A 12,168-nucleotide genomic window follows, 5' to 3' on the forward strand; every position below is an offset into this window, starting at 1 on the left:
CCTCTTCAGGTTCCGGGCCCGGCCCATGTCCGTGCAGGCGATCTAGTCGAGGTAGTCGCGCAGCACCTGCGAACGCGACGGGTGGCGCAGCTTCGACATCGTCTTGGATTCGATCTGACGGATGCGCTCACGCGTCACCCCGTAGACCTTGCCGATCTCGTCCAGGGTCTTCGGCTGGCCGTCGGTGAGACCGAAACGCATCGAGACCACACCCGCCTCACGCTCGGAGAGCGTGTCGAGCACGGAGTGCAGCTGCTCCTGGAGCAGCGTGAAGCTCACCGCGTCCGCGGGCACGACGGCCTCGGAGTCCTCGATCAGGTCTCCGAACTCACTGTCACCGTCCTCACCCAGCGGGGTGTGGAGAGAAATCGGCTCACGGCCGTACTTCTGGACCTCGATGACCTTCTCGGGGGTCATGTCGAGTTCCTTGGCCAGCTCCTCCGGGGTGGGCTCACGGCCCAGGTCCTGGAGCATCTGGCGCTGCACGCGCGCGAGCTTGTTGATGACCTCGACCATGTGCACCGGGATACGGATGGTGCGGGCCTGGTCGGCCATGGCGCGGGTGATCGCCTGGCGGATCCACCACGTGGCGTACGTGGAGAACTTGTAGCCCTTGGTGTAGTCGAACTTCTCGACCGCACGGATCAGACCGAGGTTGCCCTCCTGGATGAGGTCCAGGAAGAGCATGCCGCGGCCGGTGTAGCGCTTGGCCAGCGAGACCACGAGACGGAGGTTGGCCTCCAGCAGGTGGTTCTTGGCACGGCGGCCGTCCTCGGCGATGATCTCCAGCTCGCGCTTGAGCTTCGGCGCGAGCTTGTCGGAGTTCGCGAGCTTGTCCTCGGCGAAGAGGCCGGCCTCGATGCGCTTGGCGAGCTCGACCTCCTGCTCGGCATTGAGGAGGGGGACCTTGCCGATCTGCTTCAGGTAGTCCTTGACCGGGTCGGCCGTGGCGCCGGCGACGGCGACCTGCTGCGCAGGTGCGTCGTCCTCGTCGTCGTCGGAGAGGACGAAGCCCTTGTTCTCGCCCTCGCCCTCCTCTTCCTCACCCTTGCCGGCCTTTACTTCCTCGACCGCCTCGTCGCCGTCGAGCAGCTCGTCGTCCTGCTTGCCGGACTTCTTCGCGGCGGTCTTCTTGACCGCTGTCTTCTTCGCGGCGGTCTTCTTGGCAACCGTCTTCTTGGCTGCCGTCTTCTTCGCAGGAGCGGCAACGGCAGCGTCGTCGGCCGCCACGTCCGCGCTCTGGGCCGCAGGGGCGGCAGATGCCGCGACGGTCCGCGTCACGGTTGTCTTGGCCGCGACAGTCTTGGTGGCGGTGCGCTTGACCGGGCTCTTCGCTGCGACGCTCTTGCGGGCGCGCTTAGGCGACTCCGCGGCACTGACCATCAGCGTCACACCCTCTTCCTCGAGGATCTGGTTGAGGCTGCGCAGAACATTCTTCCACTGGGTTGGCGGAATCTGGTCAGCCTCGAAGGCCCGACGCACGTCATCGCCGGCGATCTGCCCATCAGCCTTTCCCCGCTCGATGAGCGCCATCACAGACTCGGACTCGGCGATCTCCGGCGGGAGCGTACGGGATGTGCTGGCCGACACGAACAACCTCTCGGAACGATGGAAACGGCTTCCGGCCCGGCCCTGGAGAGGGCTGGAACCGACGACCGTCGGCTGGGGATGTTGCCGACGGCGCGGGCTTGGCCTCAGAACTGCACAGCGCACTACGTGGCTGCTGTATTCCTTCCGCGGCGGTCACCTCTTAAGTCATCGCACTGTTTCGAGGAGTGTTACGCCCAATTCGCGTGGCCCCAGTCACACCTCATTCGCGACAAACAGAACCAGAGGTCACATCTACGTGTAATCATGCCGCCGAACCGCTCGGGTCCGGCGGCACACGCTCCGTATACCCCGGTCTTACGGCGCTCAGTGCTCGCGAGGCGCGGGAACCACCCGGTCCCCGTCGGTGTGGCCGACGAGCAGCTGCCGCATGGCGGCTTCGGCACCTGCGGAGTCACCCGCCGCGAGAGCCTCCACGATCCGCGCATGGTGTCCGAGGGACGCCTCGGCCGGCCGGTCACAGCCGGTGACGGGTCCACCGGAAACATGCAGGGCCGCCGACACGATCCCGGAGAGGTGTTCGAGCATGCGGTTGCCCGCCGCCTGGATCAGCAGGGCATGGAACTCCGCGTCGGCCCGGGAGAACGTGATGGCGTCCCCCTGCCCCATCGCGTGCCCCATGATCTCGATCATGTCGCCGAGGCGCTGCTGAATGTCCTCGCGCCCGTGACCGGCGGCCAGCCGGGCGGCAAGGGGCTCGATGGTCCACCGGAGGTCCTCCAGTTCGCGGCGCTGGTCATCACGCTGCGGGCCGAAGGCACGCCATTCGATGATGTCGGGGTCCAGCAGATTCCAGTCACTCACCGGCCTGACCCGCGTGCCCACATTGGGCCGGGCGCTGACCAGGCCCTTGGCTTCGAGAACCCGCAGGGACTCCCTCACAACGGTGCGGGAGACCTCGAATCGCTGGCCGATCTCCTCCGGAACCAGCGGACGGTCGGCACCGAGGTCACCGGAAACAATCATCTGGCCCAGCTGCTGGACAAGTTGGCCGTGAAGTCCACGGCCGCGGCTGGCCGTGCCTCGCCGGCTCGCCCGCCCCAGATCGGATTCGGCGCCGCCCCAGGAACGGAGGGCGGCGCGCTCGCCGGCCGGCGCCTCCGTGTACGGGTAGCGGTCGAGTTCGCCCGGGCCGGCGAGGCCGGAGTCGGCGGAGCGGGCGGCGGTCATCATGGTGTGCGCAAGGGTACTCACGCATCCTTTGTCGGCGCGGCTCAGCCAGCCCTTGAGGTCTTTGCTGAAAAGCACACGAAAGGGTGATCGGTACCCGCCTCTCAATTGACGCGTTATCGGTAGAAATCACATCTTTCCAGGCAAGTTGCCCGTAAGGCGGCATCGAGCCCGGTCGATGTGGTCACCAACGAGCTCTACCTCGAAGGCCGGTGAACACATACGCGCAGATCAATGCAGACAACGACAAGGAAAGCGCCAGCCCCACGGGCTGGGCGACGACCCGTACGGCGGCCATGGCCCACCGGTCCGTCTCGTACGGCCACTGCAGCCAGCCGAGTTCGCGCAGCCGGCTCGGTAGTCCGCCGATCGAACGGGCGGACGGTCCCGCGAGGAGCTTCTGCATCAGCGGTACGACAAGAACCGGAACCGCCAGTACGGCCGCGACGCCGGCACCGGTCAGCCGGAACACACCGGCACCGAGCAGCCCCGCCCAGGCGCACCCGACTGACAGTCCGGCCCAACTTGCGGCAAGCTGCGGGGCGTTCGCCGGTACTGCCACCAAGTCCCCGCCGTACACAAGGCGCAGAGCTTCGGCGTTCGCCAGTACGGCGAGGAGGGCGAGCAGCAGCGCAACGCCCGCCGAGACCACCAGCTTGGCCACCAGGAGACCGAGACGGCGCGGCACCGTCCCCCGCCCGGCGGCGAGCGCCGGGTAGCGGAACTCGTCGCCGAAGGAGAGGGCACCCAGCAGCCCGGCGGCGAAAGCGACAGGTGGAAGTGGCAGCAGGTCCGGCCAGGCGACCAGCAGATCCGGCAGAGAAGTCCTCCCGGAGCGGGCCAGCAGCACGGACAGACCCGCGGAGACGGCCAGAACGGCCGCCATGATCAGGACGGTTGTCCTGACGCCGAAGAGCCGGCGCAGTTCGTACCGCAGGGGCCGGAGCGGACCACGGGCCGGGCGCACGGGGATCGGAGGGGGCAACTCCGAGATCGCCACGGCCGAGGCGGGCCCCGGCAGGACAGCCCTCATCGGACCGCCGCCCGGATCTCGGACAGGAACGGCCACCGGGCCCGCGTCCCCGGTCTCGTCGGCGAGTTGGTGAACGGGGACACCGTGCCGGTACGCCGCGTCCCCGACCTCCGCGCAACTGCTGCCGTAAACCGACAGCCTGCTGCCGTCCTCGGCCACCACTTCGACGGAGCGCCGGGCAGCCCGGGCCTCACGGCTCACCACGGCGGCCAGCCGGGCCGCGTGCGGCGTCCGCACGGCGACCCGGGGCCGCAGGCGGGTACGGGAGAAGTCGGCGACGTCCTGGTCAGCGACGAGACGCCCCTCGTCGATGGTGACCACGCGGTCGGCCGCCCGGGCCGCCTCCTTGGGGTCGCCGGTCGTATGCAGGACCGTGCCACCCTCGGCCGCGTGCGCGCGGAGCAGGCCGTGGAGCCAGCTCCGCTCACGCGGCGAGAGTCCCTCGGTCGGTTCGTCGAGAACGAGCGTATGGGGATCGCCGAGCATCGCCGAGGCAAGGCCGAGCCGCCGGTCCATACCTGCCGAGAGGGTTCCGATGCGCTGGTCCCCCAGCCCCGAGAGACCGACGACCTCGAGCAGTTCGTCGGCTCGCGACGCGGGAACACCTGCTGCGGCACAGAGCATGCGGAGCTGACCGCGCGCCGTGCGCGCCGGATGCCCCGGTACGTCTCCGAGCAGCACCCCGACCTCGCGGGCGGGATGACCGATGCGGTGCAGCGGGCGGCCATTGAAGTAGGTGACGCCCCTCCCCGCTTCGAGTTCGAGCATCAGACGGAGGGCTGTGGACTTGCCGGAGCCAGGAGCACCGAGCAGAGCGGTGACGCTTCCGGGCTGCGCTTCGAAGGTCAGATCGTCCACGACGGGCGGACCGTCGCGGCGGGGGGTACTGGTGAGTCCGATGGCCTGGAGCATCGCTTCTCTCGCGGAGGGTGAGACCGCCCGGCGGCAGGGTGGAGTACCCCAGCAAGATAACGCGACATTTCAGACTTTTGGTGCACCGGTGCTTCTGCGGGCGTTCCGCAGGTTCGCGTGTTGTGAGCCTGCGGAGCCGGACCCGGTCAGACTTCCGGCCTCAGCATCGGAGGGTTGAGCACGGTCGCCGCACCGGCCCGGAACAGTTGCGCGGGGCGGCCGCCCTGCCGCGTGGTCGTCCCTCCGGACGGGACCAGGAAGCCGGGCGTGCCCGTGACCTTGCGATGGAAATTGCGGGGGTCCAGAACTACGCCCCACACCGCCTCGTACACCCTCCGCAGCTCGCCGACGGTGAACTCGGGCGGACAGAACGCCGTGGCCAGCGAGGAGTATTCGATCTTCGACCGGGCGCGTTCCACCCCGTCGTCGAGGATCCTCGCGTGGTCGAAGGCCAGGGGCGCGGACTGCTCGCCCTCTCGACCGAAGCCACCACCCGGCCCGAGCAGGTCCTCGACCGAGGCCCAGCGGGCACTGTTCGCGTCACCGCCGGCCCGCGGGGCGGGGAGGTCAGGTGCCAGCGCGAGGTGGGCGACACTGACGACCCTCATGCGAGGGTCACGCGCCGGGTCACCGTAAGTGGCCAGTTGTTCGAGATGGGCGCCGTTCCCGACGGCGGGGGCGGCCGGGTCGTGTGCGCAGAGCCCGGTCTCCTCGACGAGTTCACGCGCTGCCGCCGCACCGAGATCCTCATCGGCTCGGACGAATCCGCCCGGTAGCGCCCACCGCCCCTGGAAGGGCGATTCACCACGGCGCACCACCAACGCACAGAGCGCGTGTCGTCGCACCGTGAGGACGACCAGGTCGACGGTGACAGCGAAGGGCGGGAAGGTCGACGGGTCGTAGGGCGGCATGCCGAAATCATAGTCGTCTTCCTGACGATAAACACTCCCTTCGCGACACCGGTTCCGCGCCCTTCCCCGGCTCACTCCCTCCGGCCGCGGTCTGCCCGGCGAGGGACTTCGTCCGTCCCTGGGAACGCAGTCCGTCAATCGCGGCTCCTGGCTCCGCGCCGGCCCAGCCGCCGGGTGTCACGGGCCCGGCCCCGGCTCACGGTCGAGCCAGGACGGGAGGCAGCGCCCGGTGACGGCCGGTTCGCCGCCCCGCCTTTCCGCTTCCCTGCCGGAGTGCGCGCGGGCCGCGACCCGGTCCTGCGCTCCGCACTCCTTCCGCTGTGCCGCCGAGAGGCGTTGTCGCTTCCCTGTCCGTCGCGCAGGACGCGCTCCCCGCGGAGACAGCGACGCAGCGTTTCCGGGTCCAGGCCTTGATTGCACGCCTGGTGCAGCAGTTGAGCGAAGGTGTAATCAGGGTCTGCCCTCAGGGCGAGCCCCAGAGCCACCCTGGCGCCGGCCTCGTCGCCGGTGGACCACGAGACCCAGGCGGCCAGCGTGAGCGGGGCCGCGGCGTGCTCCACGTACGGGCCGACGCACCGGCGGGCGAGAGCACGCCAAAGCCGCAGAGCCGCTCCGGCCTCGCGGCCTTCCATCCACTCGGCGGCCCGGTCCCTGGTCTCGCGGTCCTGGAGACCGAGAATCACAGCCGCCGCCTCGTAGGGTGCGATCAGACCGTCATCACCGCTGTCCGCGTCGGCGGAGCCTGCGGCAGGCGCGTTCCCGAGGCGTTCCATGAGGTCACGCGCGAGCGTCAGGGTCTCCGCCGCCACCTCGCCGCGCCCGTCGGCGTCGAGGATGCGGGACACCAGCACGGCACCCGCTGAGTCCAGAGCCCGCTCCTGCTCCTGTGCCGCCGCGGATTCCCACGGCATGAGCCGCGCCTCCATGTCCCTCAGCGACCCGCGAACCTGAACACCGGCATACGCGGCTGCGGCCGCCATCACCGTGGTGCCCGGGAGCGCCAGCGGATTGCCCTCTGCCGGACAGCAGCGGTCGTCGGGGCAGCAGTAGGACCAGTAGCGGCCGTCGGAGATGCAGAGCGCTTCGAGTACGGGAACGTCGAGCGCCCCGCAGGCCGTACGCAGGCGCTGCGCGAGCGGCCTCAGCCGCTCCATGACCTGTGGAGCGCTCTCCCCCTCGGCCGGGTCCTGGCAGAGGAAGACGACGATCGCGTCAGGGCGGGAATCGCGCCTCTCGCTTCCGGCGATCAGGGATTGCGCCAGCTGGTCGGCGACCGGCGCCCACTCCTCCGGCTCACGGGGGATGCCCAGCCTGAGCCGGCCGCCGAAGCGGCCCCGGCCGCCGTGCAGGGCCACCATGACCACGCTGTCGTTCGGATGGAATCCCATCAGGTACGGAAGGGCGTCGGCAAGTTCGGCGGGACCGCGCAGGGTGATCTGCTGGGCGTCGGACGGTCCGGTGGTTTCGTCGTGCTTGTTCATGGCATGACCGTCCCGCGGGGCGCCGATTTCCGCGACCCCTGTGGATAACTTTGTCCACAGGCGCCGGCCACCGTTCGCGGTTTGTCGTAGGCATCGGGTTGCATGGGGGCATGACCAACGCAGACCGCGCAGAGCTCAGGGCCTCGGCCGATTCCGTACTCGCCCGACTGGTCGGGGACACCACCGGCGCCGCCCGGCTGCGCGAGGACCAGTGGAGGGCCATCGAGGCCCTCGTCGCCGACAGGCGCCGAGCCCTGGTCGTCCAGCGGACGGGATGGGGCAAGTCCGCGGTGTATTTCGTGGCGACGTCGCTGCTGCGCGCTCAGGGCAGCGGGCCGACGGTGATCGTCTCACCCCTGCTCGCCCTGATGCGCAACCAGGTGGCGGCGGCTGCCAGGGCCGGTATCAGCGCCCGCACGATCAACTCCTCCAACACCGAGGAATGGGACACCGTCCAGGCCGAGGTGGCGGCGGGCGAGGTGGATGTCCTGCTGGTCAGTCCGGAGCGGCTCAACAACCCCGACTTCCGGGACCAGGTGCTGCCTCGCCTTGCCGCCGCGACAGGTCTGCTGGTGGTCGACGAGGCGCACTGCATCTCCGACTGGGGCCATGATTTCCGTCCGGATTACCGACGGCTGCGGACCATGCTCGCCGACCTTCCTGCGGGCGTTCCCGTGCTCGCCACGACGGCCACCGCCAATGCCCGTGTTACCGCGGACGTCGCGGAGCAGCTCGGCACGGGGGCCAACACGGACGCGCTGGTGCTGCGAGGACCGCTGGACCGGGAGAGCCTCAGCCTCGGGGTGTTGCAACTGCCCAATGCCGCACACCGTCTGGCCTGGCTGGGCGACCATCTCGGGGAGCTGCCGGGCTCGGGCATCATCTACACGCTCACGGTCGCGGCCGCCGAGGAGATCACCGCCTACCTCCGCCAGTGCGGGCACCCGGTCGCGTCGTACACCGGCCGGACGGAGAACGCCGACCGGCAGCAGGCCGAGGACGATCTCCTGGCCAACCGGGTCAAGGCCCTGGTGGCCACGTCCGCGCTCGGCATGGGGTTCGACAAGCCCGACCTCGGCTTCGTCGTGCACGTGGGCTCTCCTTCCTCGCCCATCGCCTACTACCAGCAGGTCGGACGTGCGGGACGTGGGGTCGAGCACGCCGAGGTCCTGCTGCTCCCGGGCAAGGAGGACGAAGCCATCTGGCAGTACTTCGCCTCGGTCGCCTTCCCTCCGGAGGAGCAGGTCCGCCGGACTCTTGATGTCCTCGCCCAGGCCGGCCGCCCCCTGTCGCTGCCCGCCATGGAGCCTCTGGTCGACCTGCGGCGCACCCGCCTCGAGACGATGCTCAAGGTTCTGGACGTCGACGGTGCGGTGAAGCGGGTCAAGGGCGGCTGGATCTCCACCGGCGAACCATGGGTCTACGACTCCGAGCGCTACGCCTGGGTCGCCCGGCAGCGTGCCGCCGAGCAGCAGTCCATGCGTGACTACGCGTCCGGAACGGGATGCCGCATGGAGTTCCTCCGGCGCCAGCTGGACGACGAGGAGGCCACCGCGTGCGGACGCTGCGACAACTGCGCGGGCGCACGCTTCGACGACAAGGTCTCCACGGCCGCCCTCGACGGGGCTCGTGGTGAGCTCGGCAGGCCGGGTGTGGACGTGGACCCGCGCAAGATGTGGCCCACCGGGCTCTCCGCGGTGGGCGTCGACCTCAAGGGCCGCATCCCGGCGGGCGAGCTGGCCCTTCCCGGCCGGGCCCTCGGCAGGCTCTCGGACATCGGCTGGGGCAACAGGCTCCGTCCGCTGCTCGCGGCGCAGGCGCAGGACACGCGCGTCCCCGACGACGTGTCGAGCGCGGTGGTCACGGTCATCACCGACTGGGCGAAGGGGCCCGGCGGCTGGGCATCCGGGGCTCCGGGTGCGGCTCCCCGGCCGGTCGGTGTCGTCACGGTCGCCTCACGCCGGAGGCCGCAGTTGGTCCACTCCCTCGGCAGCCATATCGCCGAGGTCGGACAGATGCCCCTGCTCGGTGCGGTCACCTACGCTCCGGGCAGCGAGGACCTGCGGATCTCGCAGACCAACAGCGCGCAGCGGGTGAAGACGCTGCACGAGACCCTCGTCGTGGAGCCCGCGCTGGCGGAGGCACTCGCTGCCGCGGGAGGGCCCGTCCTGCTCGTGGACGATCTCTCCGACACCGGGTGGACGCTGGCCGTCGCGGCACGACTGCTCCGACGCGCGGGAGCGGAGGGGGTGTTTCCGCTGGTCCTCGCAGTCCAGGCCTGACGAAGGGCTTCGTTCGTCGCCGAAACGGGCAGGGATATCCGTGTCATTCCGTCAGATACCAGTCAGCCGCGCCAATTGCTCGTTGCCGCCTGCCGATACGACAGGAAGAATTGGAGTCGCTCCCCGCACGGTCTTTTCGCGGGCCCGAAAGGGCTGTGCCGCGGCGCGCCCTCACTCGACCCTGCCCGCACCGTGGGCGCGTAGCGAAGGGAGGACCGTGACCTTCGGATTCGCTCCGTCCGCAGCCACTTCACTGTCGGCATCCGCGGGCTCCGTCAACCACGTTGCCAGGATGCTCGAACCGGCCGAGTGGGCCGCGGCAGGCATACCTCTGCTCCGCAGTCCGCGCGAGGTCGTCAGCGGCCTCCACGCGCGGCACAGGCCGACTCCGGCCACCGCGGTCGTCGCCGTCCTCGATCACGAGGAACGGCTCACGGCCAGCGCTTCGTTCCCTCGGCGGTCCACCGTGGCGGTGGACGGCTGGGAGTTCCGCAACGCCCTGCTGGCACATCTGCGCCGGGTGATCCCGCACGATCTGCGCCGCCGTACCCCGGTGCGTACGGCGGTCCTGCTCTACTGCCGCGAAGGCGACGAGCGTTGGACGGAGGAGGACGGTGCGTGGATGTGGGGGCTGAGGGACGCCTGCACGTTGCACGGCCTTCGCTGCGGGGCCTACATCACCCTGACGCGTGGAGGATGGCAGGTCCTCGGTGAGGGCCGGGGCGGCCGCAGCCCGACGCTGCTGTCCAGGCCGTCGGCCCTGGCGGACACCTCCACCGACCATGATCCCGTTCCGCTGCGCACCGGGGGCGGGGCGGCCGAGGCACTGCGACGGACCGCCGCCCGATAGAACGGGGCGTGGGCCCCGGACGTCCTCACGGACGGCCGGGACCCACGGACTTACGGCTCAGACTCCCGCACCCAGTGCGGAGTTGATCTTCTGCGGGTCCCCGCACAGGATCAGCAGCGCTCCGGCGCGCTCCCGCACGCCGGAGAGCGCACGGGCAGCCGTTTCGTCGAGGTCGCCGTTGACCGCGACAACGACAACGGAACGGGAGGCGCAGCGGTCGGCGTTCGCCACGTGGGCGAAGAAGACGTCGTCACCCGCGTCGTGCTGGGCCCAGTACGTCGCCTCCCCGAAGGAGAGCTCGTGAGAGGCCCAGGGGTGCTGCTCACCGGTGGTGAGCACGAGGATGTCTCCAGGCGCCCGTCCGGAATCGAGCAGCAGGTCGACGGCCTCGTCGGCAGCGTCGATCGCACCGCCCGCCGGAGCCGGAATCAGCTGGAACTGTGCCGCGGAAGGCTCTTCCGTCAGCTTCTGCCCAGCGGGAGCCGGTACAGCGGGAGCCGGTGCAGCAGAAGCCGATGCAGCGGGAGCCGGTGCAGCAGGAGAGACGGATGTGGGGTGCGGGCGCTGCGCCGGGGGCGCGGGCCGCACGGGGCCGCGGCCCGGGTTTCCGGGACGCGGTGTGGCCGCGGAACGCGGGCCGGGTACGGGACGGGGGGTCGGCGCGGTGCGGCCGGCGGCCGGAGTAACGCGGGGACCCTGGGCGCTCTCGGGAATCTGAGGCTCCTCGGGGATGAGAGGCATGAATGGTTGTCTGTCACAGCCGACGCGAGGGCGTCGGCGAATGGGTGCGCCTGCGCGATCAGAAGTCGAAGCCGAGCTGGCCCCCGCTTTCCAGTGCCGCCGCCTCGGCGGAGAATCGGACCTTCTTCAGGTGCTGCCACTTGGGCAGCGCGTCGAGGTAGGCCCAGCTGAGGCGATGGTGAGGCGTAGGCCCCCGCTCCTCCAGTGCGGCCCGGTGTACCGGTGACGGATAACCGGCGTTCGCGCCGAAGGCGAAGTCTGCGTACTGCCCCGTGTCCGCACCCAGTTCGGCCATCATCGTGTCCCGGCGGACCTTGGCGATCACCGAAGCCGCAGCGACGGCGATGCAGGACTGGTCGCCCTTGATCACGGTACGGACGTTCCAGGGCGGTCCGAGGTAGTCGTGCTTGCCGTCGAGGATCACTGCATCCGGCCGGACGGGCAAGGAGTCCAGCGCCCTGACGGCCGCGAGACGGAGCGCCGCGGTCATGCCGAGGTCGTCGATCTCCAGTGGTGACGCATGCCCCAGCCCGTAGGCCGTGACCCACTTCTCGAGCATCGGGGCGAGTTCCGCCCGGCGCTTGGGACTGATCAGCTTGGAGTCGGTGAGGCCCTCAGGGGGTCTACGGAGACCGGTGACGGCCGCGCACACGGTGACGGGGCCGGCCCACGCTCCGCGTCCGACCTCATCGACACCGGCGACGGTCCTGGCACCGGATGTAGCGCGCAGTGAGCGCTCGACGGTGTGCGTGGGTGGTTCGTACGGCATGGCGCCTGCCAGGTTACGCCGATGGGCACGGCAAGAACACCCCGGGGGCACGGTCCAGCGGTCCGGCACGTGTCCGGCCATGTTCGGAACACACGGAACCGCCCTCCGGAAGCACTCCCCCGGCATTCGCATCGCAGGCACGAACACCGACTCACGGGCTCGTCCCGGCCCTGGGCCCACTCGCGCGGAGCCCGGGCGGTCGTCCGCAGGCCGCGCGCCACGGAGCCACGGGGCGTCGACGTGTCACCGACCCGGCACGAGCACGCTACTCGAACGCCCCTGGCGCAAGAGGGCGTTCGTGGCTTCGGTGTGTCCGGGGTTTCCGGGGCGTCCGGCCCGCGAGCGCGAGGACGTCCGGTCCGGCACGCGGACCGGACGGGACGTGCGGGCCACTCCTCCGGGAAGTGGCCC

The 12,168-nt window shown here is 70.2% G+C and carries 9 protein-coding genes; 2 read left to right on the forward strand and 7 right to left on the reverse strand.

The window, feature by feature from the left end; translation table 11 throughout:
- Nucleotides 1–42 precede the first annotated feature (42 nt).
- The 5 genes from ACFWFI_RS33335 to ACFWFI_RS33355 all read right to left on the reverse strand — a co-directional run bounded on the left by ACFWFI_RS33335 (nt 43) and on the right by ACFWFI_RS33355 (nt 7,115).
- Nucleotides 43–1,590: an RNA polymerase sigma factor gene (locus ACFWFI_RS33335; protein WP_387397631.1), complete on the reverse strand. Its 1,548-nt coding sequence runs from the start codon at nt 1,588–1,590 to the stop codon at nt 43–45.
- Nucleotides 1,591–1,914: 324 nt separating this feature from the next.
- Complete coding sequence (locus ACFWFI_RS33340; RefSeq protein ID WP_387397653.1) at nt 1,915–2,781, reverse strand: FadR/GntR family transcriptional regulator; 867 nt, start codon at nt 2,779–2,781, stop codon at nt 1,915–1,917.
- A gap of 181 nt (nt 2,782–2,962) precedes the next feature.
- Nucleotides 2,963–4,723, reverse strand: coding sequence for an ABC transporter ATP-binding protein (locus tag ACFWFI_RS33345; RefSeq protein ID WP_387397634.1), 1,761 nt, complete (start codon nt 4,721–4,723; stop codon nt 2,963–2,965).
- Between the two features lie 146 nt (nt 4,724–4,869).
- The gene (locus tag ACFWFI_RS33350) at nt 4,870–5,634 is read right to left on the reverse strand and encodes an NUDIX hydrolase (RefSeq protein WP_387397637.1); all 765 of its coding nucleotides are present in this window, start codon (nt 5,632–5,634) and stop codon (nt 4,870–4,872) included.
- Nucleotides 5,635–5,768: 134 nt separating this feature from the next.
- Nucleotides 5,769–7,115 (reverse strand): DUF4192 domain-containing protein, encoded by a 1,347-nt coding sequence (locus ACFWFI_RS33355; RefSeq protein ID WP_387397640.1) that lies wholly within the window; start codon nt 7,113–7,115, stop codon nt 5,769–5,771.
- Between the two features lie 110 nt (nt 7,116–7,225).
- Between ACFWFI_RS33355 and ACFWFI_RS33360 the strand changes: the two genes are divergently transcribed.
- Both ACFWFI_RS33360 and ACFWFI_RS33365 read left to right on the forward strand, forming a co-directional pair.
- On the forward strand, nt 7,226–9,397 hold the full coding sequence (locus ACFWFI_RS33360) for a RecQ family ATP-dependent DNA helicase (protein ID WP_387397643.1): 2,172 nt from the start codon (nt 7,226–7,228) through the stop codon (nt 9,395–9,397).
- Between the two features lie 217 nt (nt 9,398–9,614).
- The gene (locus ACFWFI_RS33365; RefSeq protein WP_387397646.1) at nt 9,615–10,247 is read left to right on the forward strand and encodes a hypothetical protein; all 633 of its coding nucleotides are present in this window, start codon (nt 9,615–9,617) and stop codon (nt 10,245–10,247) included.
- 57 nt (nt 10,248–10,304) lie between these two features.
- Here ACFWFI_RS33365 and ACFWFI_RS33370 read toward each other — a convergent pair whose 3' ends face one another.
- A complete protein-coding gene (locus ACFWFI_RS33370; RefSeq protein WP_387397648.1) occupies nt 10,305–10,988 on the reverse strand; it encodes a hypothetical protein in 684 nt (227 codons plus the stop codon).
- Nucleotides 10,989–11,046: 58 nt separating this feature from the next.
- Nucleotides 11,047–11,757 (reverse strand): ribonuclease HII, encoded by a 711-nt coding sequence (locus ACFWFI_RS33375; RefSeq protein WP_387397650.1) that lies wholly within the window; start codon nt 11,755–11,757, stop codon nt 11,047–11,049.
- Between the last annotated feature and the right edge of the window lie 411 nt (nt 11,758–12,168).

It is taken from the genome of Streptomyces sp. NPDC060209 (assembly GCF_042728155.1).
Classification (GTDB): domain Bacteria; phylum Actinomycetota; class Actinomycetes; order Streptomycetales; family Streptomycetaceae; genus Streptomyces.